We start from the raw sequence: 22,479 nt of genomic DNA on the forward strand, positions 1-22,479 counted from the left end.
GCAGGAAGCGCGCCGGCGAACGGCCTCCGCACCCCTTTCGCGACCGTGAGGTCGAACTGGATCAGCCGCCACCCGGCGTTTTCGGGTCCCCTGGCCTCATGCCTCCTCGGCGCCTCGGGCCGGCATTGAGCCGTACTGGCTGCGCAGGCGGGCCTTGAGGATCTTGCCGGTGGCGTTGCGGGGCAGGGTGTCGACGAGGACGACCGATTTGGGGAGCTTGTACTTGGCGAGTCGGCCGGACAGGGAGTTCATGATGTCGTCGGGCGACACCTCGGCGCCCGCGCGGGGCACGACCAGCGCTCTGCCGACCTCGCCCCATCGTTCGTCGGGTACGCCGATCACCGCGCATTCGGCGACCGCGGGATGCTGGTAGAGGAGTTGCTCGACCTCTGCGGGGTAGACGTTCTCCCCACCGGAGATGTACATGTCCTTGATCCGGTCGACGATCGTGACGTACCCCTCCTCGTCGACGGTGGCCCCGTCTCCGGAGCGGAACCAACTTCCGTCCACGAAGGCGTCCTTGGTCGCTTCGGGCCACTGCCAGTATCCCTTCATCACGTTGGGGCCCTCGATGATCACCTCGCCGACCTCGCCCGGTGCGACATCGGTGAGGTCGGGCCGCACCACGCGTACGTCGGTGAAGAAGCAGGGCGTGCCGGCCGAGCCGGCCTTGCGGATGCTGTCCTGTGCGCGCAGGCCCAGCGCGGCGGGAGAGGTCTCGGTCAGGCCGTACGCCTGGAGGAAGGTCAGGCCCCGGTCCTGGTATGTGTGGATGAGGTCCTTGGGTACGGGTGCCGCCGCGCACTGCAGGATCCGGATCGACGACAGGTCGGCCGTCGCCCACCGCGACGACCGGGCCATGGCCTGGTACATCGCGGGCACGCCGAACATCCTCGTCACCCGGTGCTCGGCGATGACGTCGAGCACCCGTTCCGGGTCGAAGCCGCGCATCAGCACCGACGTCCCTCCCTTGAGGAAGCCCGGCAGGAAGACGGTGTTGAGGGCGGCGGTGTGGAACATCGGTGCTACCACCAGAGCGACGTCGTCGGAGGCGATGTCCCCGTCCAGCAGCATGTTGAAGCAGTTCCAGGCGATGTTGGCGTGAGTCAGCATGACGCCCTTGGGACGGCCGCTGGTGCCGGAGGTGTACTGGATCACGCACACCTCGTCGAGGCCGACCGTCTCGTCCAGAGGGTCGTCGGGTGCGTTCGCCAACAGCCCCTCGTACGAGCTCCCCACCTCGACGTAGTGCTTCCCCTCCGCGTCGTCCCTCAACGCGTCCACGACATCGGTGAGTTCGGCGCCGTACAGCAGTACCGCCGCCCCCGCGTCCCCCTGGATGAAAGCCAACTCAGGTGCTGCGAGGCGGGTGTTGAGCGGTACGAAGACGGCGCCCAGCGCGTTCGCGGCGAACAGGGTCTCCGCCAGGGCCGGATGGTTCGCGCCCAGGTAGGCCACCCGGTCGCCGTGGCCGACCCCCAGGGCACGCAGGGCGTGAGCGAGCCGCGTCACGCGGGCGGCCAGCTCTCCGTAGGACAGGGATCCACCGTCGTGCACGACGGCGGTGGCCTCCGGTGCCATGCGGGCGCGCCGCGCGGGCCACGAGCCGAGCCCTTGATTGCGCATGGTGCGTCTCTCCTCTCTCGGATCTCTCAGAGCCAGTCGGGCCATGTGTAGTCGGCTGAGTCGTCGTGGTCCCGGCGGGGCGGCAACGGGGCGAGCCGCCCCCGGGAGAAGACCAGCGGCGAGACGCCGGTCTTCTCCACCCCGAGTTCCCGTACGCGGCCGAGGACGAAGTAGTGGTCGCCGAGGGTCCACACGTCGGCGATGTCGCAGTCGATCCAGGCGGCGACGCCCGCCAGGACGGGGCTGCCCGAGGGCGCGCCGCGCCACGGGTGGCGGTCGAAGACGTCGGGGGCCTTGGCGCTGACATCCCGGCAGAGGCCCTCCTGGCCGGCGGCCAGCACGTTCACGCAGAAGGCGCCGCCGGCCATGATCTTTGGCCAGGTGGTGGAGGAGCGGCCGGGGAAGAACGCGACGAGCGGGGGGGCGAGGGACACCGAGGTGAACGAGCCGATGACCATGCCGACCGGGGTGCCGTCGGGTTCCTTCGCGGTGACCACCGTGACACCCGTCGGGTAGTGGCCGAGCACGTGCCGGAACAAGCCGGGGTCGTCCGCCGGGCCACCGCCGGGCGCCGTCGTGGCGGGCGTCTGCCGGTTCACGCCGGGGTCTCCAGCCCGAGCAGAACACGGGCGTACCCCGTGGCCCACGAGCCGTGCTGCGCGTTGATGTGGGTCTTGTACGTGGCGACGTCGCGCAGGTACCGCTGCATGCGCTGGCCGTTCGCCAGCGCGCTGGAGCCACTGGCCGAGACCAGCATCTCGACGGCCTGGCAGGCGAGTTGGCCGGACTGCCGGGCCGCGAGGGAGAGAGCCCGGTCGTCCAGTTCGGAGAAGGGCTCGCCCCCTGCCAGGCCCCGGGCCGCGTAGGCGGCGTAGTCGTCCGCGACCGACAGGATGATCCGCTGCGCGCTGTCGGCCAGGGCCGTGGCCAGACCGAGGTTGCGCTGGTGTTCCGGATCGTGGCTGCGCGGCTTGAAGGGCGGCAGCGGGCTGTTCTTGGTGGTGATGATCCGCCGGTACTCGTCGACCGCGGCCCAGGCGGTGCCCGCCACGACCGAACACAGCTGGATGTTGAAGAACGACATCAGCCGGCCCGCGTACATCGGGTTGCCGTGCAGTTCCACCCCCGGCCCGTCGGTGGCGTCGTTCGCCAGGAGGTGGGTCCTGGACACGTACTCGTACGGTACGAGGACGTCCTCGGCCACGACGCTGTTGGAGCCGCTGCCGCGGAAGCCCAGGATCTCGCCCCAGTTGTCGAGCATCCGCCAGCCGGAGGGCACGAGCACCATGCCCGGCGTGGGCATACCGCCCTCTTCGTCGATGATGAGCACGCCACCCAGGAAGTGCGTGGAGACGTTGACTCCGGAGGAGTAGTCCCAGCGGCCGTTGACCCGGTACCCGTCGGGGGTCCTCGTCGCGGTGGCGCTCGGGGCGATCGGCAGCGGGGCCCGGAAGTCACCGTCCGGACCGAACACCTCGCGCTGGGTGCTCTCGGGGAAGCGGCCGGCCACCACCAGGCTGTGGGAGGCGGCCAGACACAGGTTCCAGCCGCTGGACGGGCAGCCGCGGGCCACCTCGGTGACCATCCGGGAGTAGGTCCGCAGGTCGAACTCGTAGCCGCCGAAGCGGCGTGGCTGGAGGGACCGGTAGAAACCCGCCTCCAGGAACGCCTTGTGCGTGTCCTCGGAGATACCGGTTCGCTGTTCGGTCTCGTCCTGGTGATCACGTAGCCAGGTCCTCATGCCGGCGGCCCGGCGCACCAGTTCCTCCGGTGTCAGGTCCGGCTCCGGCTGCGGAATCTCGATGACTTTCTCGGCTGTCTCGGTTGTCTCGGACAATTCGCACCCCATCCGCTGCTGTTCTGGGTCGGCCTGAAGGGAGTGTTGGCGGCGCGGTGGGAACTCCGGAGTTTGCGCCATTTCTCGGCGCTCGCCGAGACCTTGAATTACCGGGTCGCCGCCGAGCGTCTGCACCTCACCCAGCCTGCGCTGACGCGATCGATCGCCGCCCTGGAGCGTGAGTTGGGCGTCCAGCTGTTCGACCGTGACAAACGGCATGTGGCGCTCACCGCCGACGGCGCGGAACTGCTCGTACGGGCGGGCGAGGTGCTGGCCGATGCCGACCGGCTCGCCGCCGCCGCGGGCGCCATCAGGGCCAGGCGGCGGGGCGAGGTGCGGGTCGCGCTCTACGGGATGGCTCTCGCGGAGCTGACGCATCCGGTCATCGAGGCGTTCTGCGAGCGGTATCCCAGAGTCACGATCCGGGTGCACGAAGCGGACTTCCACCAGGGGCACGCCCCGTTGCTGGCCGGCGAGTGCGACGTGGCGCTGATGTATCTGAGCGTCGACATGCCGGGCCTGACACGCGTACCGATCTTCACCGAGCCCGTTTCCGTCGGGCTGTGGAAGGGGCACCCGCTGGCCTCGGCCGCCGCGGTGGACATGGCCGAGGTCTATGACCAGCCCTGGGTCACCCCCCACCCGGGCGACGACTGGTGGGTGGGGGGACGCCACGGGGACGACGACGCCCCGACGGTCGCCTCCCACGCCCGCTCGGTCCTGGACATGTCCTCGAAGATCGCCTACCAGCACATGGTGGGACTGATGCCACTGTCGGGCACCCGGATGTTCCCGCACCCGGGAGTGGAGGCCGTCGCTCCGAAAGAGCCCCTCGAGGCGGTGGCCGCGCGCCCCGAGAGCGACATCGACCGCACGGTCCACGTCGGCGGCGGTCAGGCCCAGGTCGGCGAGCGATCGCGGGATGCCCAGCCGCTCGCCCAGCTCGCGTACCGGATCCGCGGTGAAGCAGCACGAGCCCAAGCCCCGGGTCCTGACCGGCTTGATGACCCTCGATGATCTCCTCGGTGGCGGGCTGCGGCCTGGACGGGTCACCGTGGTCGCTGCCCGTACCTCGATGGGCAAGTCCATGCTCGCTCTGACCATGGCCCGTAACTGTGCCTTCCGCCAGGGCCGTCCCGCTCAGGTCGCTTCTCTGGAGAAGTCGAAGGAGGGACTCCTCGAGCGGACGCTCGCCGCGGAAACCGGCGTGCCGACCGAGAAGATCCGCCGCCGGACGCTGGATCCCTCCGAACTCGACCTCCTTCACGCAGTCGCTGCGGAGGCCGACAGCAAGGCGCTGTTGAGTTTCGGAGGTGACGGCACCACGCCTGCCGTCGCGGAGATCGAGCGCCGGTGCGCTGCCGTGGTGGGTCGGCACGGCCGCCTGGACTTTCTGGTCGTCGACTGTCTCGGCCTGATGGACGGCGCGTTGCTGCAGTGTGCATCGGGGGACCGGAAGAAGGAGGTCGCCGGTGTCGTGACAGATCTCCAGGAACTGGCGACCCGCTTGGAGGCGGCCGTGGTGATCGTGGAACAGCTCACCCGGGCACCGGAACTCCGGCACGATCACCGGTACTGATCGACAACCGGGTCTGGGCCCGCTTCCACGGCGACGAACTGATCGTCACCGCGGGCGGCGAGGACGGCTCGGCCCGCGAGGCCGCCCGCCACCGCCGCGGCCGGCCGAGCACCCCGGTCCTGGACGACGCCCACTACCCGCCGCGGGAGAAACAGGACAACGACCGCGCCCCGAAGGCCACTTCGGCAGAAGAGGCTGCCTTGAAGCATGAACGCCGTCAGGCCTTCTCGTGACGTTCAGGCAGTGCCGGGGCGGAGGCCACGTGGTGTCGCGCAGGGTCAGGGCGCTGCCGGAGCGGTGACCGGCTCGCCGGGGGACGGGTCCAGCGGGTCGTGCTGGTGGCGCAGGCCCAGCAGGACCGTCGCGGCGAGCAGGGCTGCCGCGAGCGCCAGGACGCCCAGGGCCGGCTGGAGGCCTCCGGACGCGGTGCTCAGGCCCGCGACGACCAGGGGGCAGAAGAACTGCCCGAGATTCAGCGCGCCGCTCCACCAGCCGGTGCCCCGGCCGCGCTGGGAGTAGTTCAGCCGGTGGATCGCCCAGACCAGCAGGGTCGGCAGCATGACCCCGGTGCTGAATCCGGTGATGATCGCGCCGGTCACGACGACGGGCAGCGCCCCGGTCGCGAAGACGGTGGCCAGGCCGACGGCCACACCCGCGAACTCGAGGGGAACCAGGACGCGCGCCGGTCTGGCGGCCAGCCGGGGGAAGAGTGCCGAACCGGCGGCCGTGGCCAGCGCCATGACGGCGGAGATGGTGCCCACGGCGGCGGTCGAGTGGATCCCGATGCCGTCCAGGATGAACGGCAGTTCGACGACCAGGGTGAAGAAGTACAGCCCGCCGAACAGCGTGACCAGGCACGGGACCAGGACCTGACGGCGCGGCAGCGGCTCCAGCCGTGTCCCGACGCCCGGCGTACTGGTGCGGGGCGGCTGCCACAGCAGCCTGGCCATCGGCACCAGCAACAGCAGCGGAAGCACGTACATCCAGAACGGGGTCCGCCAGCCCGACACCCCGAGCACTCCGCCCACGGCCAGGAACGCCGTCGCGGCCAGTGACGTGGCCAGCGTCGATACGGAGAGGTACTTCGCTCGCCGCGCTCCCGTCCAGTAGTCGCCGATCAGAGACGTGCAACAGATCAGGATCACTCCCTCGCAGGCCCCCAGTAGCACCCTGCTGACGGCTATCGCCACCAGCGAGGCCAGGTAGAGCGGGGCGCTGCCGACCACGGCATAGAGCGCCACGGCGATCAGCAGGAGCGCCTTGCGGTTGGTCCGGTCGGCGACGGATCCGAGAAGTGGCGCGGACAGGGCGAGGAACAGTCCCGGCAGGGCGACCACCATCGGGACCAGGACGTCGCTGCCAGGTGTGTTGTGGAAATGCCGTTGCATCTGCGGCAGCACGGGCGAGATCAGGGCGGAGCCGAGCACGGGCATACAGATCCCCGCCACCAGCAGCGTCAGCTGGGCACGTCCTGCTGGGCGTTCGACTGTGCCGGGGACCGTTTGGTCCGGTGGGGTCGCCTGGTCCGGTACAGGCGTCAGGTGCGGTGCGGGCGCCAGGTTCAGTGCGGGCGGCGACGGCTCGGTCTGCGGCCGGTCGCGGTCGATGTCGTCGGTCACGGTGACACACCTCCTTGTGATGTCACGAGCGGGGGACGTGGGGGGAGGTTCGGTGGCGGCCGTCATCGGCAGCAGGCGGGCGCCGGACGCCGGGCGCAGGATCGGGAAGAGCCCGTTCACGGCCGTACGGCACTCACCGGATGCCATACGACCGTGGCGGCCCGCACTGCGACGGGACGCGGGGTCAGTTCTGGGCGGTGGGGAGAGGGAGCAGGCGCTGGTAGGCGGGGACGGCGACGGCGGCGATCACGAGGTGCATCACCACCAAGGCGACGACGGCCCCCCAACTCGTACCGGGCTGGCCGGCGGTGGCGCCGACCATGATGTCCGGGACCAAGCTGACGAGCACGACGGCTGGGACCAGGACGCGCAGCACTCGGGCGGGGCGGGTCGATCGTGCGCGGATGATCGCCCAGGCGGCAGCTGCGGCCAGGACGCCGAAGACGGTGAAGGGCACGTAGGCGGACGGCTGGAGCGGCTGGAAATCGTGCGAGGCGCCGAGGGCGTGGGCTGCTGTGGCGACAACGGCGTTGAGGACGGCGGCGACGGCCGCGGTGCCGATCAGACCGCCGGTGACGACGAGGCCGCGGGGGCGGGCCGGCTGGGTGGCGAGTTGTTCACTCATGGTGTTTCTCCGGATCAGGTGTCGGGTGGGGACAGGGAGCGGGTCGAGTCGGTCGGTGATGACGACGGGCCGGCGGCTGGCGGTGAGGGCAGTGAGCGTGATGGCGGCTCTGTCGGAGGCGTCACAGCGGGAACTGCGCATGAGCGCCCTCGCCGCGTTCGCCGAGGGTTCGCTCTCCCGCCTGTCCCAGGTCGTGGCCCGTCTGGAACGCAAGGGCTACGTCCGCCGCCACCCCGACCCGGCTGACGGCCGTCACACCCTTGCCACGCTCACCGACGAGGGGTACCGGAAGATGGTGAGCGCTGCTCGGCCGCATCGGCCGGCGCATCCTGTACGCCATCGCCCCCGAGCACGCCGACGCCGACCTGCACCGAGACTCCTCAGGCTGACCAGGCGCGCATGCACGGCCCCGGCTGCCTCGTTCATTCCGGGTCACCGAGCTTGAGGAGCAGCTTGCCGGGCTGTTTTCCACTGAACATCGTCGGCAGCAGGGCGGGCGCGTTCTCGAAGCCGTCCACGACGTTCTCCTCGACGTGACGACCTGGCCGATGCCCATGGTCCGCATCGGCTCACCGACCTGGATCGGCGGCAGGCAGCCCCCGTCGTCGGTGAGCCGGATGCGCTGGCCGGCGTCGTAGGCGAAGTACAGGGTGCGGACCAGGATCTCCCCCTCTCCGGGGGCCGGCGGGTCCGACTCGGCGTAGCGGAAGTGGTCGGTGGTGACGGCGCCGACGGGGCGGCGGGCCGGCAGCCATTGACGGTTGACGGTGCGCACGGCCATGAGCGGTTCTCCCTCGGGGATTTCGGCGTGCGGCATTACAGGCCCAGGTCGCGGCCGATGACCTCTTTCATGATTTCGTTGGACCCGGCCCAGATCTTCGTCACGCGGGCGTCCCGCCAGGCGCGTGCGATGCGGTATTCGTTCATATAGCCGTAGCCGCCGTGCAGTTGGACGCACTCGTCCAGTACGGAGTTCTGCGTCTCGGCGGCCCACCACTTGGCCTTGGCCGCGTCCACGGGGGTCAGTTCGCCTCGCGTGTGCGCGAGGACGCACTGGTCGACGTACGCCTGGGTCACCTCCACCCGGGTAACCAGTTCAGCTATCAGGAACTTGTTGTGCTGGAAGGAGCCGATGGTCTCTCCGAACGCGCGGCGCTCCTTGGCGTATTCGATCGTCTCGTGCAGGAGCCGCGCGACATGGCCGGTGCTGGTGACGGCGGTCGACAGCCGTTCCTGCGGCAGGAGCCGCATCATCGAGGCGAATCCCTGGCCAACCTCGCCGAGACGGTGGCTGTCGGGGACGCGGACGTCGGTGAAGAAGAGCTCGGCGGTGTCGGCCTCCTCCTGCCCGACCTTGTCCAGCTTGCGGCCGCGTTCGAAGCCTGGCGTGCCGGCCTCGACGACGAAGAGGCTGATGCCCTTGGCCCGCTCGCCGGGGCCGGTGCGGGCGGCCACGATGACGAGGTCCGCCTGGTGGCCGTTGGTGATGAAGGTCTTGGAGCCGTTGACCAGCCAGTCCTCGCCGTGCCGGACCGCGGTGGTCTTCAACGCGGCCAGGTCGGAACCGCCGGAGGGTTCGGTCATGGCGATGGCGCTGATCAGGTCGCCCGAGGCGATGCCGGGCAGCCAGCGCTGTTTCTGTTCCTCTGTGCCGAGTTCCACGAGGTAGGGCGGGCAGGTGTCGGTGTGCAGGGCGAGACTGGCCCCGACGCCGAAACTGAAGCCGGCGAGTTCCTCGTCCGCGACGGCGTTGAAGCGGAAGTCGCTCGCGCCTGTCCCGCCGTACTCCTCCGGGACGGACAGGCCGAGGATGCCGAGTGCGCCCGCCTCCTGCCAGATGTCCCGGGGGATGGACTTCCGCCTGAGCATCTCCTCGTGACGGGGCGCGAGAACGCGTTCGGTGAACTGGCGGACGGCATCGCGGAAACTGTCGTGATCCTTGTTGAAAAGGGTGCGGTGCATGTGGTGCTCCGATCCTCAGATCTGTCGCTCGTGACCGCGCCAGAACGGCTCGCGTACGTCCTTCTTGAGGATCTTTCCGTTGGCGCTGCGCGGGATTTCGGGCACGAACACGACCCGCTCAGGTGTCTTGGTGCCGCCGAGTCGCGGACGGCAGTAGGCGATGAGTTCCGTCTCGGTGAGTTCCTCGCCGTCGTTCAGCTCCACGTGTGATCCCGGGCGGGCACGAGGGTGCCGTCCACGATGAGCACGGTGTCCTTGGAGAACCGCTTGCGGGACTGGAGAGCGAGCATCCAACCTCGGAGATACCGGTTCGCTGTTCGGTCGGTTGTCTCGGACAATTCGCACCCCATCCGCTGTTGTTCTGGGTCGGCCTGAAGGGAGTGTTGGCGGCGCGGCGAAGGGAACTCCGGAGTTTGCGCCATTTCTCGGCGCTCGCCGAGACCTTGAATTACCGGGTCGCCGCCGAGCGTCTGCACCTCACCCAGCCTGCGCTGACGCGCTCGATCGCCGCCCTGGAGCGCGAGTTGGGCGTCCAGCTGTTCGACCGCGACAAACGGCATGTGGCGCTCACCGCCGACGGCGCGGAGCTGCTCGTACGGGCGGGCGAGGTGTTGGCCGATGCCGACCGGCTCGCCGCCGCCGCGGGCGCCATCAGGGCCAGGCGGCGGGACGAGGTGCGGGTCGCGTGCTACGGCGTGGCTCTGGCCGAACTCACGCATCCGGTCATCGAGGCGTTCTGCGAGCGGTATCCCAGCGTCACGGTCCGGGTACATGAAGCGGACTTCCACCAGGGTCTCGCCCCGCTGCTGGCCGGCGAGTACGACGTGGCGCTGTTGCCCCTGAACGTCGACATGCCGGGCGTGACACGCGTACCGATCTTCACCGAGCCCGCTTCCCTCGCGCTGTGGAAGGGGCATCCGCTGGCTGGGGCAGCCGCGGTGGACGTGACCGAGGTCTTCGATCAGCCCTGGGTCACCCCCGAGCCGGGCCTCGACTTCTGGGTGGGCGGACGAAAGGGGGACGCCGACGCCCCGACGGTCGGCTTCCACGCCCGCTCGGCCCTGGACGTGTCCTTGAAGATCGCCTACCAGCACATGGTGGGACTGATGCCGCTGTCGGCCACCCGGATGTTCCCGCACCCGGGGGTGCATAACGTCGCTCCGAAGGAGCCCCTCGGCCTGGTGGCCGCCGTCGTGTTTCCGGAGGCCGGTCACTCGCCCGCCGCCCCGGCGTTCGCCGAGGTCGCACGCCGGGTGGCCCGACGCGCGACCGGCGTTCCGTACGCCGAGATCGCCCCGAGAGCGACATCGACCGCACGGTCCACGTCGGCGGCGGTCAGGCCCAGGTCGGCGAGCGATCGCGGGATGCCCAGCCGCTCGCCCAGCTCGCGCAACTCCCTCACCGGATCCGGGACATCGAGCGCCCGGCGCAGCCCAGCCAGTGCCTCGGGAATGGCCGGCGCGTTGAAGGCCAGCACATAGGGCAGGACGACGGCGTGTGTCTCGGCGTGCGGCAGGTCGAAGGTGCCGCCGAGCACATGGCAGAGCTTGTGGTGCAGCCCCATGGTGGTCGCGCCGAGACAGGCACCGCACAGCCACGCCCCGTACAGCGCGCGGCTGCGCGCGTCATGCCCCGAGGGGTCGGCGACGATCTCGGGAAGGGCCGCGGCCAGCGCCCGCACACCCTCCTCCGCCATGAGGGAGACGATCGGAGTGGAGTCCGGGGCGTACAGAGCCTCGACGGCGTGCGCGATCGCGTTCATGCCGCTCGTCGCGGACCCCACGGGCGGCATGGTGAGCGTGAGCAGCGGGTCGTACACGACGCTGCGCGGCAACACCTTCGGGTCGCGCCCGGTGCGTTTGACCGCGCCCTCGGTCAGGCCCCAGACGGGTGTCATCTCAGATCCGGCGTACGTCGTCGGGACGGCGACGATCGGCAGGCCGGTCCTGAGCGCGACGGCCTTGGCCAGGCCGGTCACGGAACCGCCGCCGACCGCCACGCAGCCGTCGGCCCGGGCTTCGCGAGCCGCCTCGACGGCCAGGTCGGCGACCTCCACCGGGACGTGCGTCACCGCCCCCGCGTGCAGCCCGGCGCAGGCGTCGCCGAGAGACGCGGCGACGGCACGGGCCGTGTCCAGGCCATGGTCGTCGCACAGCACGAGGACGCGGCGCAGGCCGAGAAGCGCGACCTCGTCGGGCACCGCGTCCGGGACGGCACCCGACCGGAAGAGGACGCGCATCGGCTGTGCCTGGTAGGTGAAGTCCCGGGCCTCGCCCTTCACACGATCACCGGTTGCAGCACGATGTCGAAGCGCGCCCGGCGGAAGGGGTTGGCCAGACCCAGCTCCGCGGCCTCCGCGGGGGAGTCCACCTCGACGAACTCCTCGACCAGGCTCTCCTTCACGGCGAAGACGGCGTCCGACTCCAGATAGTCGCTGCCCGCCACGAAGATGTGCGTCGTCACCGGGCTGTGCCCCTCGGCGCCCACGATGAAGTGGACATGGGCCGGACGGTAGGGGTGACGGCCGGTCGCCTCCAGCAGCGAGCCGACCGGCCCGTCCGTCGGAATGGGATACGGGCTCGGAACGCACGAGCGGAACCAGAACCGCCCCTCCGCGTCCGCGGTGAACAGCCCGCGCCCATTGCCCGGCGGCTGCTTCTCCGGCTGCTGGACGTCGTAGAATCCCTGGTCGTCGGCCTGCCACACGTCCAGCGTCGCACCGGGCAGCGGGGTGCCGTCGACGGAGACGACCCGTCCGCTGATCACACACGGCTCGCCGCCGCCGACCAGATCGATGTTCGCCCCGAGCTCACGGACCGGGGACTCGGTCATGTGGAAGGGGCCGAGCACCGTCGAGTCGGTCGCGGCGGCCGCCTTGTGGTCGTTGATCGTCTCGACGAGCATCGACACACCCAGGACGTCCGACAGCAGGATGAACTCCTGCCGGGTGTCGTCGCACATGTGCCCGGTCGCGGTGAGGAAGTCGATCGCCCGCTCCCACTCGGCCTGGGTCGGCTCGATGTCCCGTACGAAATCGTGCAGGTGACGGGTCAGGGAGACCAGCACCTCGCGCAGTCGGGGATCGGAGGTGTGGGCGAAGCTTTCCAGCACCGCCGTAGTCGTCGCGGTCGTCGCGGTCTTCGAGGTCTTCGCGGTCTTCGTGGTGAGGTCCATGGCCGCTCAGCCCCGCCCGAGGATCTGCCGCAGCGCGTCCCGCAGTGCGGCCGTGACGTCACCGGTGGCGTCCTGGCGGCGGAAGGCCACGTGGTTGTCCGGCCGCACCAGCAGCGCGCCCGAGTCGCCGATCTCCCGCAGCCGGGCCCAGTCCCCGTACGGGTCCTCGTACTCCTGGCCGGGGCCGATGACTGCCGTGGCGATCTCCAGGCCGAACTCCTTGCCGAGGATGCGGGCGGCCTCCGTCCAGGGCTCGCCGCCGATGCCGGTGATCAGGGTGAACCGGCCGTTCCCGCCCAGGTCCAGGGTGGACAGATTGCGGGTGCCCGCGGAGAGCCAGGCGTGCGGGAGCTTGGCGCCGGGGCGGGTGCTCGGCTGGAAGTGCAGCTCGGGGTCGCGTGCGAAGCCGGGGTCCTCGGTGCCGTCCGGGACGATCGCGGCGGAGGTGTAGCGCTGGTTGAGGTCCACGCCGTGGGCGTTGAACTCGTATGCCTTGCAGGCGATCGCCTCCCGCAGCCGCGCCCGCTGCTCCTCGGCCTCCGCAGTGGCGTCCTTGCGGGCGGCGATGTTCCGCCACAGCTGCTCGGGGGTCTGCGGCGCCAGGCCGCCGAGCGCCTCGAAGACGGGTGCCGTCTCACCGATGGACTGGTTGGCCCGGGTGACGACCTGCTTGCCGACCGGTGCCCGCTCGTCACTGTAGGTGTCCAGCAGGGACGGGGACGCGGTGCCGTCCAGGACGAGCTTCAGCTTCCACGCCAGGTTGTAGGAGTCCTGGATGGAGGTGTTGGAGCCCAGCCCGTTGGACGGTGGGTGCCGGTGGCAGGCGTCGCCCGCGCAGAACACCCGGCCGCTGGAGTACGTCTCGGCGTACATCTCGTTGACCGTCCACGCGGAGGACGACTTGACGGTCACCGGGATCTCGTCGTCGCCGATCAGCTTGCGGACGACGGACAGGGCGTACTCCTCGGTGAGGTCCGGCGGCCCGGCGTCGACGTCGTAGCCCCACACGATCAGCCACTCGTTCCACGTCCGTACGCAGCGCACCAGGCCGGCTCCGATGCCGCCCACGGTCGCGCCGGGCGCCAGCACCCAGTAGAGGGTGGCCGGTCGGTGCGCCACGTATGTGCTGAGGTCCGCGTCGAAGACGATGTTGATGCTGCCGGCCACGCCCATCTGGCCGCCCATCGGCAGTCCGGCGTCCTCGGCCACCTTGCTGCGGCCGCCGTCCGCGCCGATCAGGTACTTGGCGCGGATGGTGTACGTGTCGCCGCGCAGCCGATCGCGGACCACGGCGGTCACGCCGTAGGCGTCCTGCTCGTGCGACAAATACTCGGTGCCGAACCGCAGTTGGCTTCCGCGCGCTATGGCCGCGTTCACGAGCACCGGTTCCATCAGGTGCTGCGGCATGTCGCACATGCGGGTGGGGCTCGCCAGCTCGTGCGCGGCCTGCACGAGCGGTTCGTTGCCCCAGGACCTCAGCCGGCCGAGCTCCTCGCCCGCGATGGCGGTGCAGAAGACGGTGTTGCCCATCAGGTGCTGCGGGGTGGCCTGGGCGATCACATCCTCGTCGACACCCAGGTCACGCAGCACTTCCATGGTGCGCTGGTTGGTGATGTGCGCCCGGGGCGTGTCCGCGAGGCGTGAGTAGCGGGTGACCATGACGTTCGGCACGCCATAGGTGCTCAGCGCCAGTGCGGCGCTCGCTCCCGCGGGCCCGCTTCCCACGATGAGCACATCGGTCTCGACGGTCGGCACGGTCGGCACGGTTGTCATCGGGACGTTTCCTCCACATCGGCCAGTCGCTTGTTCAGCCAGGTCATCAGTGCCTCGGCCACGTCGTCGGAGTTCTTCTCGCCCATGGGCAGGTGACCGTTGCCCGTGAGCCCCAGGTCCGCCAGGCGCAGCAACTCGGCGTCCGCACCGGCCTGGGCGAGGTAGTCGGCGACACCGTGCTGGAACGGCGCGAACGGCGAGGTGTCGGCCGCGACCACGGCGATCGGGAAGCCCTGGAGCCCTGGCAGGGATCGCACGGGGCCGGCCTGTTCGTCCTGGACGAGGCAGTCCTGCAGCCCGTCGCCCCCGGCCTCGCGCAGCCGGAGGCGCAGTTCCTCCGGGGTCCGCGCCGGCGGCTCGTAAGTGATCGGGGCCGCGGTGAGCCCCCACTCCAGCTTTCCGAGGCCGGGCAGTTCGATGAACGGCGGCCCGATCGGCTCGATGGAGACGACGGCCTTCACCAGCCCGGGCCGGGCATCGGCGACCAGCCAGCCGAACGGCGCCCCCATGGAGTGGGTGATCAGCACGGCCGGTCCGATACGGTCCAGCAACTCGGCCCCGCAGCGCCGCATCTGCTCCTCGTTCTCGGCGAAGGTGGGCAGCGTCGGGCCCTGGCTCGCCATCAACTGGTCCAGCGCGGAGTCGTCGCCGATCTCGCCGCTGCCGGGCCACTGGCTGCCAGGTCGTCCCGCCCCGTCGCAGAACAGCCAGCGGATGAACTCGTACGTCGGCGCCGCGCCCTCGATGGGCCCGAGGACATCGGGGTGGTACGGGGAGCGCCCGTGACCTGGACGGTCGACCACGTACACGGCGTAACCGGCCTGGAGGAACCGGGTGGCCCAGCCGGGGCGCCCGTCCGGCGTCGACAGGTAGTCCGTGCCCTGGCCGCCGCCCCCGTGGACCATCACCACGGGCAGCGGATGCCGGAGATCGGCCGGGATCTGGTACTGGACGTACATCGCGGCCTCGGCGGCGGTCCCGGCCTCGGTCGGCTTGCGCCCGACACCGACCCAGAACGCGCCTTGCTCGCTGATCGTCAACGGCGAGGCGGCACGGGCCGGCTCGGCGGTTCCGGGTGATGGGGAGATGGTCATCGGCGAACCTCCGTCACGGCGTCTGCGCCCATGCCCAGCACTATTGGTGACCGGCTCAGGGGCGGTCCAATGCCGGTTGGGGACGCCGTGATGCATGGCGCTCATCAGCGTCCCCGAGGGCGGCTGCTTCACCGGGAAGGTGCGCGTGGCGGCGAGGGTGACCAGGGCGTCGGTGTAGAGCGCGGCCTCCAGATGCTCGACGACCGGCAGCTGCGGGTCGTGATCGGACAGGCCGGTCAGGTGGAAGCTGCCGGTGCCGACTCGTCGCTTGGCGCGCACGACGTCGAAGGACGACTCCACAAACTCGCGGCGTCCAGGTCGACCGAGTCGATCCGGTCTGGAGACCCGAGCCCGATGATGGGCGCGGACTCCGGGGCCTTGGCTGTTGCGAGGACTCAGGTCCTGGACTCGGACCATGGACCTCGTCCCAGTCGCGGCCGAGGCCGCGACTGGCCTGTGGGCACCACGCGTTGGTCGAACGACTCGTGGCGGAGGCCGAGTCGGACCTGTGCGACCGCGACGCGCAGGCCGCCTCGGCCGAACCGCGCTGGCCCGAGGTGTGTTGCTCCGCGCCACCGAGCCCGGCGCGGGCCGCCGAGCACTTCGCCGAGGTGTACCACAGGTGGCAGGACATCGGCCGTCCCAACGAGGTCGCCAAGGCCGCCGAATGCCGGGGTGAGGCCTTGACCTGCTCGTCTACCGAAGACGCGGCGGCGCACCTGGCCGACGCCGCGCGGATTCACCGGGCTCGGCACGACCGGCGACGCCGCACGCTGCCAACACCGCCTTCGCGACCTCGGTGTCCAGACATCGCGGCGAGCGGGACGCCGCGGCTACGGAACCCAGCTGTCGCCCCGCCTCCATGATCGAAAACCTCACTCGCGCCCTGCATCGCCAGGGCGTCCCCCGCCGGCATCTCCACGCCGAGCACTTCGCCTTCCGCTGACGAACCGCCGACCGCACGAGATCAGGCGCTCAGCACCAGCAGCTGTGGCGACGCTCCATGCCGACCGAGATGACTCCGTAGGTGGGCAGCCTCAGGTTCGCATCGTCCTGGCTGGTCAGGCGTCGTCGCGCAGGTGGGCAAGCCCGCTGAGAAGGAGTTCGAGGCCGAAGGAGAACTCGTCCTCGATCGGAACGGGCATCGACTCGGCGACGGTGACCGTTGCCGGGAACAAGGCTGGCTCGACGCTCTGAAAGACGGCGGACGGTTGCGCGTCGTCGAGTTGCCCGCCGCCATGACCGTTGACCTGTATGGCGAATCCGAGGACGTAGCGGGAGAGGGTGGCAAAGGCGTGCGCGGCCAGTCGCGGCGGGAAACCGCTGTCGAGCAGCGCCGCGACACAGTGCTCCCGCAGCGCCATGGCGTTCGGCCCCAGAGGAATCTCTTCGACCATCAGGCGCGCCGCGTTCCGGTGCCGGGCCAGGGCCTCGAACATGGTGTGCGCGACCGTCCGCAGCGCTTGCTGCCAGCCCATCGCGAGGAGTTAGTCGCCCTTCAGTTCCACGGCGCCGAACATGCGGTCCACGACATGGGCGACCAGCGCGGCCCACGCGAGTGCAACGGACGGACCCGGCAGTGGCGTAACGCCGGGGTCTTCAGGGCCCTGCTGGACGGCCTGGACCTGACGCGGACCACCCAATGATCACAACTCGATACCCGCCCTGGGACAACCGCCTCGCCCCGACCGTCCCGGCCGCCCCTCCGGTCACGTCCCGCTGATCCCCTGGAACTCTCCGCACATCCTCCGAACCTCCAAGATCCAGCAGGATTGCCCGGGGCCCGATCGGGTACGCGAGCAGGACCGCGCCCGGGGCGGATCTTGTCCCGGGCGGGCCGCACGACCGCCGCTATCAGGGAATCTGCCATGGAGACACCCGCAAACGACCCCACGCCCACACCCGCCCAGCGGGCTCTGGACGTCCTCGCCGAGAACACGGAGGACGCGGCGGCTCTGGACGCGCTCGCCAACAGCGACGTGCTCATCCCCGTGCCCGACGACGCGAACGACGCCGACGCGGCCAACACCTCGGCGGTGGCGCTGCCAGTGCTGGAGCAGCCGGGCGGCGAGCCGGTGGTGCCCGTGTTCACCTCCGAGGTGGAGATGGCCGGGCTGCTGCCGTTCGTATCCCGCTACCGCCTGGTGCCGCTCGGCGCCCTCGCCGCCCAGTGGCCGGCCGACGACCTGTCGCTCACCATCGACGGCAGCTCGGAACACCGCCTGACGCTCACCTCGGAGGGAGTCCGCACCCTGCTGGCACGCCCGTAGGACCGGACAGGCCGGAGCCAGGGCCGGACGCCGGGCGGGCTATGCGCCCTCGCCCAGCGTCCGGGCCAGTGCGGCCCGCTGCAGCGGCAGCACCTCGGCGTGCAGATCACGGCCCTTCGACGTCAGGGAGACCCACACGCCGCGCCGGTCCTCCACACACACCGAACGTGTCACCAGCCCGTCCTTCTCCAGCCGGGCGATGAGCCGCGACAGCGCGCTCTGACTGAGATGCACCCGCCCCACCAGGTTCTGCACCCGGCACTGCTCGCCCTCCCCGGGCGCCGCGGTCGCGAGTATGTCCAGGACCTCGAAGTCCGACGCGCCCAGGCCGTGCGGATGCAGCGCCCGGTCGATCTCGCACATCGTGCGGGCGTGCGCCGACAGGATGTCCCGCCAGCGTTCCTCGAGCCGCGCACCAGCCTTTTCAGCCGCCATGTCCGAACCGTACACCGCTGTTCGATGACTGTGCATGGAGTGGGGACCGGGAGCCCGCCGCACGGCAGAGGGAACCCGATGCACGCCGGCTGCCGACTGTTCCGCGGCACGCCGGTTCCCGGGGCGTGTGTGCGGGGCGCGTTGGGCCGACGTGGGCGAGGTGGGCGGAGCCCGCGTGAACGGGCCGGCCGCAGTTCCGGTGTGGCTGAGCGGGCCGGGCCCCGGCTCAGCCACGCACCGTCCCTACGTCGACTCCCGCTTCACCAGCTCCGTCGGCAAGATCACCGCCGCCGGATCGTCGCCCCCGATCTGCGCGAGCAGCACCCGGACCATCTCGGCGCTGATGCGGTCCCAGGGCTGCCGGATCGTCGTGAGCTCCGGGCTGGACGCCACGGCGGCGGGGGAGTCGTCGAAGCCGCCGACCGCCACATCCTGCGGCACCCGCCGCCCCGCCCGCTGCAGGGCCGCCAGCACGCCCTGCGCCATGAGGTCCGAGGCGACGAACACCGCGTCCATGTCCGGGGCCCGCTCCAGCAGCCGCTCGGCACCCGCCTCACCGCTGGCCCGGCTGTAGTCGCCGGAGACGACGAGGCGCTCGTCGAACTCCAGGCCCGCGTCCGCCAGGACCTCCTTGTAGCCGGCCAAGCGCTCGACACCGCCGGGCGTGTCCAGCGGACCGGTGACCATGCCCACCCGGTGCCGCCCGAGCGACAGCAGGTGACGCACCATGTCGCGGGCGCCGTCACGATCGTCGGCGGCCACATAGCTGACCTTCGAGCCGAGTCCGATCGGCTTCCCGCACGCCACCAGCGGTACGCCGGCCGTGCGCAACCGCTCGGCGACCGGGTCGCCGGAGTGGCTGGAGACCAGCAGCACCCCGTCCACGTGCCCGGCGGTGATGTACCGCGTGATGCGCCGCCGTTCGTCCTCGGTGCCCGCCAGCATCAGCAGCAGCGGGATGTCGTGCGCGGCGAGCGCCTGGGTGCAGCCGCGCAGCAGCACGTTGAAGTTGGGGTCCTCGAAGAACCGCTCCTGCGGTTCCGTGAGCAGGAAGCCGATCGAGTCGGACCGACCGGTGATCAGGGAGCGGGCGTGCCGGTTGACGACGTACCCCGTCCTGCGGATGGCCGCGTTGACCGCTTCCTGGGCGGCCGGGCTGACGTAGTGGCCGCCGTTGAGCACGCGCGAGACGGTGCCGCGTGAGACCCCCGCCTCGCGCGCCACGTCATGGATCGTGGGCGGTCTGCGCCTGCCCCCCGCAGCGTTCATGGTCATGACTTTACGGCTCCGGAGAGCAGATCCAGACTCCAGAACCGCTGGATGAGCAGGAAGAGAGCGACCAGCGGGAGCACCGCGAGGAACGCGCCCGTGATCACCAGCGTGTACAGCGCCGGGGCGTTGGCGCCCTGCTCGAGCAACGTGAACAGCCCCAGCGTGATGGGGAACTTCTCGTCGTCGCTGAGCATGATGTACGGCAGCAGGAAGTTGTTCCAGATCGCCACGAACTGGAACAGGAACACCGTCACCATGCCGGGGATCATCATCGGCAGCGCGATCCGGGTGAAGATCCGCCACTCGCCGGCCCCGTCCATCCGTCCTGCCTCCACCACGTCGGTGGGCACGGCCGCGGCGGCGTAGATGCGCGCGAGGTAGACGCCGTACGGCGAGAGGATCTGCGGCAACAGGACCGCCAGGTACGAGTCCGTGAGGTCGGCCTTCGCCAGCAGCAGGTACTGGGGGACGGCCAGGATCACCGGCGGCATCAGCACACCCGCGAGCAGCACGCTGAAGAGCGTCTCGCGGCCCCGGAAACGGTAGGTCGCCAGCGCGTAGCCGCTGAGGGCCGAGACACAGGCCGACAGCAGGGCGCCCAGCCCGGCGTGCAGGGCGGAGTTGCCCATCCACTCCCAGTAGACGCCGTCGCGGTAGGCGCTCAGGTCGCGGATGTTGTCGGCGAAGCCCGTGCCCGGCAGGAAGGTGAACGTGGAGAACAGCTCCCGGCCGGATTTGGTGGCCGCGATGACCACCCAGGCCACCGGCAGCAGGCAGTAGAGCGCCCCCAGGAGCAGGGTGACCGTGGGGATCAGGGCGGTCCGGCGGCGGAGCGGCGGGCGCCCCTGGGCGGCGCCGGGCGCGCTGCCCGCCACCGGTTCGGTCTGGGGGACGGCGAGGGAGCTCATCGGGCGGCCTCCTGCTTCTGACGTCGGTTCGCGGCTCGCAGGAAGCCGAAGGAGAGCAGCAGGGTGGCGATCGCGATGATCACGGCCTGTGCCGCGGCGCTGTAGGTGTCGCCGTCGCCGAACGCGTCCCGGTGCACCTTCATCAGCGGACTCCACGTGGTGGACACGGAGTTGGTGAGGGGCTTGAGGGTGGTCGGCTCGTTGAACACCTGGATGGTGGCGATGATCGAGAAGAAGAAGGTCAGCACCAGCGAGGGCGCCACCATCGGGATCTTGATCCGCAGGGCGATCTGCAGCGGGGTCGCGCCGTCCAGCTTCGCCGCCTCGTACACCTCGGCCGGGATCGCCTGGAGCGAGGTGTAGATGACGATCATGTTGAAGCCGGTGCCGCCCCACACGGCGATGTTCGACAGCGCCAGGTAGAGCGGCCCACCGTCCAGCAGGTCCGGCTGCGGCAGCCCCAGCCTGTCGAGCACGAAGTAGAAGGGGCTGACGTCCGGCAGGTACAGAAAGCCCCACAGCAGCGCCGCCACCACCCCGGGGATGGCGTACGGCAGGAAGATCGCGAGGCGGGTGAGCGGAGCGAACCGTACCTTCTCGGAGTCGAGCATCAGCGCGAACAGCAGGGCAAGGCCCAGCATCACCGGGACCACGATGCAGCCGTAGCCCAGCACGCGCAGGGCCCCGTGCACGAGCTCGCTGTCGGTCAGGGCGTCGGTGTAGTTCTCCAGACCGGCCCAGACCTCCTTGCGGGCGCCGGAGCCGAGTCCGAGCCCGGACACCTTCACCTTGTGGAAGCTGAGCCAGACCGCGTAGCCGATGGGCAGCGCGAAGAACAGCGCGAACAGGATCGTCGCGGGGAGGAGGAAGGCGTAGGGGGCACCCTTCACTCCGTACGACTTCCGGCGTGCCGTGCTTTTCACCGAGCGACCTCGAAGCCCTGCTTCTTCATGTCGGCGACGGTGTCGTCCTGCATTTTCTTCAAGGCGGCGCCGAAGTCCGACTTGTTCTTGGCGGCGGCGCCGAAGGCGTCCTTGAAGCTGGTGTAGGCGACGTTCACGTTCGGGCCCCAGGCCGAGGGCGCGGTGGTCTCGGCGATGTCGGCGGCCTTGGCGTAGAAGTCCGCCTGGTTCGAGAAGTAGGCCGGCGGCTTGAGGAAGGCGCCGCTGAGCTGGGCGTTCTTGGCGGCTGGGTAGATGCCGCTCTCCCTGGCCAGCGCGTTCAGGGCCTTGCTGTCGGTGTTCAGCCAGGCGGCGAACTTCGCGGCGGCCTCCTGGTGATCGGAGTCCGTGGTGACGGCGGTGGAGGAGCCGCCCCAGCTGCCGGTGCGGTTCTCGCTCGCCGACCACTGGGGGAGCGGTGCCATGGCCCACTTGCCCTTGGTGTCGGGAGCGGCGGTGGTGAGCGTGCCCGGTGCCCACACGGCGCTGACCCAGGCGATCTGCTTGCCGGTGTTGAGCGCCTTGTTCCAGGAGGGGGTGTACATGGGCTGGTTGTCGATGGCGCCCTCCTCGACCAGGCCGCCCCAGAACTTCGCGACCTTCTGGGTCGCGGCGTCGTCGATGGAGACCTTCCACCGGTCGCCGGAGGTCGTCCACCACTTCGCGCCGGCCTGCTGGGCGAGGCCCGCGAAGAGCCCGGAGTCGTTGGCGGAGAAGGTGGTGAGGTCCTTGTCGGGGGCCGCCTTCTTGAGCTTGCGGGCGGTCTCGGCGAACTCGTCCCAGGTCGTCGGTACCGACAGGCCGTACTGCTTGAACAGGTCTTCGCGGTAGTAGAACATCATGGGTCCGATGTCCTGCGGGACCGCGTAGACGGCGTCCGTCCCGAGGGTCGTCTGCTGCCAGACGCCGTCGGCGAAGCTGCCCTTCGCGTCGCCCACGTTCTCCGATATGTCCGCGAGGGCGTCGTTGCTGACCAGCGTGGGCAGCGCCTGGTACTCCGCCTGCACCAGGTCGGGGGCCTTGCCGGCCTTGTGCGCGGTGAGGATCTTGGTGACAAGCGTGTCGCCGGAGGCCTGCTTCTTCGCCGTGACGGTGATCTGCTCCTTCTTGCCCGCCCCCTTGTTCCACAGATCCACGACCTTGTCCATGCCGGGCGTCCAGGTCCAGTACGTCAGTGAGACCGGGCCGGACCCGGCCCCACCGTCTCCGGACTCCGTGCCGCAGGCGGCGAGGGCGGTGGTGCCGAGCACCAGGGCGACGGCGGATCTCACGAGGCGTCGGCGCTTCGTGTACGGCATGGATCTCTCCCCTGACCTGGGGTCCTCGCCTGTTGCGGGGACCTGCCATGCTTCTGTGAGCGTTCA

General features: G+C 70.3%; 20 protein-coding genes and 5 pseudogenes. 6 read left to right on the top strand and 19 right to left on the bottom strand.

Translation table 11 applies throughout. The features are described from left to right. Nucleotides 1-96: 96 nt before the first annotated feature. The 3 genes from IE97_RS0135955 to IE97_RS0135965 are packed head-to-tail and all read right to left on the bottom strand — an operon-like array spanning nt 97 to nt 3,463. Nucleotides 97-1,626: an acyl-CoA synthetase gene (locus IE97_RS0135955; RefSeq protein ID WP_030250883.1), complete on the bottom strand. Its 1,530-nt coding sequence runs from the start codon at nt 1,624-1,626 to the stop codon at nt 97-99. 26 nt (nt 1,627-1,652) lie between these two features. After that, nucleotides 1,653-2,225 (bottom strand): flavin reductase family protein, encoded by a 573-nt coding sequence (locus tag IE97_RS0135960; protein WP_030250886.1) that lies wholly within the window; start codon nt 2,223-2,225, stop codon nt 1,653-1,655. Next, nucleotides 2,222-3,463 (bottom strand): acyl-CoA dehydrogenase family protein, encoded by a 1,242-nt coding sequence (locus IE97_RS0135965; protein WP_051705253.1) that lies wholly within the window; start codon nt 3,461-3,463, stop codon nt 2,222-2,224. Before IE97_RS0135965 ends, IE97_RS0135960 begins: the two co-directional genes overlap by 4 nt. A 72-nt stretch (nt 3,464-3,535) precedes the next feature. Between IE97_RS0135965 and IE97_RS0135970 the strand changes: the two genes are divergently transcribed. From IE97_RS0135970 to IE97_RS43320, 3 genes and pseudogenes are all read left to right on the top strand, one after another. After that, on the top strand, nt 3,536-4,480 hold the full coding sequence (locus IE97_RS0135970) for a LysR family transcriptional regulator (RefSeq protein ID WP_030250892.1): 945 nt from the start codon (nt 3,536-3,538) through the stop codon (nt 4,478-4,480). After that, a complete protein-coding gene (locus IE97_RS0135975) occupies nt 4,467-5,042 on the top strand; it encodes a DnaB-like helicase C-terminal domain-containing protein (RefSeq protein ID WP_234310417.1) in 576 nt (191 codons plus the stop codon). Before IE97_RS0135970 ends, IE97_RS0135975 begins: the two co-directional genes overlap by 14 nt. Then, a pseudogene (locus tag IE97_RS43320) lies at nt 5,039-5,242 on the top strand (IS21 family transposase); the annotation flags it as partial. The gene IE97_RS0135975 and the pseudogene IE97_RS43320, both read left to right, overlap by 4 nt. A 78-nt stretch (nt 5,243-5,320) precedes the next feature. Here the strand turns inward: IE97_RS43320 and IE97_RS0135985 are convergent. Both IE97_RS0135985 and IE97_RS0135990 read right to left on the bottom strand, forming a co-directional pair. Next, nucleotides 5,321-6,661: an MFS transporter gene (locus IE97_RS0135985; protein WP_051705254.1), complete on the bottom strand. Its 1,341-nt coding sequence runs from the start codon at nt 6,659-6,661 to the stop codon at nt 5,321-5,323. A gap of 184 nt (nt 6,662-6,845) precedes the next feature. After that, nucleotides 6,846-7,286: a DUF6069 family protein gene (locus IE97_RS0135990; RefSeq protein ID WP_030250905.1), complete on the bottom strand. Its 441-nt coding sequence runs from the start codon at nt 7,284-7,286 to the stop codon at nt 6,846-6,848. Between the two features lie 139 nt (nt 7,287-7,425). Between IE97_RS0135990 and IE97_RS43890 the strand changes: the two genes are divergently transcribed. Then, nucleotides 7,426-7,731, top strand: a complete 306-nt coding sequence (locus IE97_RS43890; RefSeq protein WP_420706170.1) for a MarR family winged helix-turn-helix transcriptional regulator — start codon at nt 7,426-7,428, stop codon at nt 7,729-7,731. 132 nt (nt 7,732-7,863) lie between these two features. On the opposite strand, the pseudogene IE97_RS41125 reads toward IE97_RS43890, so the two are convergent. The 4 genes and pseudogenes from IE97_RS41125 to IE97_RS43895 form a co-directional block, all read right to left on the bottom strand. Then, nucleotides 7,864-8,103: pseudogene (locus IE97_RS41125) on the bottom strand (hypothetical protein); the annotation flags it as partial. After that, nucleotides 8,103-9,248, bottom strand: coding sequence for an acyl-CoA dehydrogenase family protein (locus tag IE97_RS0136000; protein ID WP_030250908.1), 1,146 nt, complete (start codon nt 9,246-9,248; stop codon nt 8,103-8,105). The pseudogene IE97_RS41125 and the gene IE97_RS0136000, both read right to left, overlap by 1 nt. Nucleotides 9,249-9,263: 15 nt before the next feature. After that, on the bottom strand, nt 9,264-9,452 hold the full coding sequence (locus tag IE97_RS0136005; RefSeq protein ID WP_030250911.1) for an AMP-binding enzyme: 189 nt from the start codon (nt 9,450-9,452) through the stop codon (nt 9,264-9,266). Further along, nucleotides 9,452-9,544: pseudogene (locus tag IE97_RS43895) on the bottom strand (IS5/IS1182 family transposase); the annotation flags it as partial. The pseudogene IE97_RS43895 and the gene IE97_RS0136005, both read right to left, overlap by 1 nt. Nucleotides 9,545-9,628: 84 nt before the next feature. On the opposite strand from IE97_RS43895, the pseudogene IE97_RS41130 reads away from it, so the two are divergent. Continuing rightward, nucleotides 9,629-10,447 (top strand): annotated as a pseudogene (locus IE97_RS41130) (LysR family transcriptional regulator); the annotation flags it as partial. An 11-nt stretch (nt 10,448-10,458) separates the two neighbouring features. Here IE97_RS41130 and IE97_RS43330 read toward each other — a convergent pair. The 5 genes and pseudogenes from IE97_RS43330 to IE97_RS38965 form a co-directional block, all read right to left on the bottom strand. After that, nucleotides 10,459-11,487 (bottom strand): maleylacetate reductase, encoded by a 1,029-nt coding sequence (locus tag IE97_RS43330; protein WP_420706171.1) that lies wholly within the window; start codon nt 11,485-11,487, stop codon nt 10,459-10,461. 38 nt (nt 11,488-11,525) lie between these two features. Beyond that, complete coding sequence (locus tag IE97_RS0136025; RefSeq protein WP_030250922.1) at nt 11,526-12,422, bottom strand: intradiol ring-cleavage dioxygenase; 897 nt, start codon at nt 12,420-12,422, stop codon at nt 11,526-11,528. 6 nt (nt 12,423-12,428) lie between these two features. After that, nucleotides 12,429-14,195, bottom strand: coding sequence for an FAD-dependent oxidoreductase (locus IE97_RS0136030; protein ID WP_030250926.1), 1,767 nt, complete (start codon nt 14,193-14,195; stop codon nt 12,429-12,431). Continuing rightward, the gene (locus tag IE97_RS0136035) at nt 14,192-15,589 is read right to left on the bottom strand and encodes an alpha/beta hydrolase (RefSeq protein ID WP_051705255.1); all 1,398 of its coding nucleotides are present in this window, start codon (nt 15,587-15,589) and stop codon (nt 14,192-14,194) included. The genes IE97_RS0136030 and IE97_RS0136035 overlap by 4 nt, the downstream gene beginning before the upstream one ends. 761 nt (nt 15,590-16,350) lie before the next feature. After that, nucleotides 16,351-16,839, bottom strand: a pseudogene (locus IE97_RS38965) (TetR/AcrR family transcriptional regulator C-terminal domain-containing protein); the annotation flags it as partial. Between the two features lie 318 nt (nt 16,840-17,157). Between IE97_RS38965 and IE97_RS0136045 the strand changes: the two are divergent. Beyond that, on the top strand, nt 17,158-17,559 hold the full coding sequence (locus tag IE97_RS0136045) for an SseB family protein (RefSeq protein ID WP_030250933.1): 402 nt from the start codon (nt 17,158-17,160) through the stop codon (nt 17,557-17,559). Between the two features lie 39 nt (nt 17,560-17,598). On the opposite strand, the gene IE97_RS0136050 is transcribed toward IE97_RS0136045, so the two are convergent. The 5 genes from IE97_RS0136050 to IE97_RS0136070 form a co-directional block, all read right to left on the bottom strand. Beyond that, nucleotides 17,599-17,994, bottom strand: coding sequence for a MarR family winged helix-turn-helix transcriptional regulator (locus IE97_RS0136050; RefSeq protein ID WP_030250936.1), 396 nt, complete (start codon nt 17,992-17,994; stop codon nt 17,599-17,601). Nucleotides 17,995-18,237: 243 nt separating this feature from the next. After that, nucleotides 18,238-19,269, bottom strand: a complete 1,032-nt coding sequence (locus IE97_RS0136055) for a LacI family DNA-binding transcriptional regulator (protein ID WP_030250938.1) — start codon at nt 19,267-19,269, stop codon at nt 18,238-18,240. Next, entirely contained in the window at nt 19,266-20,174 is a 909-nt protein-coding gene (locus IE97_RS0136060) for a carbohydrate ABC transporter permease (RefSeq protein WP_030250941.1), read from the bottom strand. Before IE97_RS0136060 ends, IE97_RS0136055 begins: the two co-directional genes overlap by 4 nt. Next, nucleotides 20,171-21,097 carry a carbohydrate ABC transporter permease gene (locus tag IE97_RS0136065; RefSeq protein ID WP_030250946.1) on the bottom strand — a complete coding sequence of 309 codons (927 nt, stop codon included), beginning with the start codon at nt 21,095-21,097 and terminating at the stop codon, nt 20,171-20,173. The genes IE97_RS0136060 and IE97_RS0136065 overlap by 4 nt, the downstream gene beginning before the upstream one ends. Then, nucleotides 21,094-22,413, bottom strand: a complete 1,320-nt coding sequence (locus tag IE97_RS0136070; protein WP_030250949.1) for an ABC transporter substrate-binding protein — start codon at nt 22,411-22,413, stop codon at nt 21,094-21,096. The genes IE97_RS0136065 and IE97_RS0136070 overlap by 4 nt, the downstream gene beginning before the upstream one ends. Nucleotides 22,414-22,479: the final 66 nt, after the last annotated feature.

Origin of the sequence: Streptomyces sp. NRRL S-455, assembly GCF_000717875.1 — a bacterium.
Taxonomy (GTDB): Bacteria; Actinomycetota; Actinomycetes; order Streptomycetales; family Streptomycetaceae; genus Streptomyces.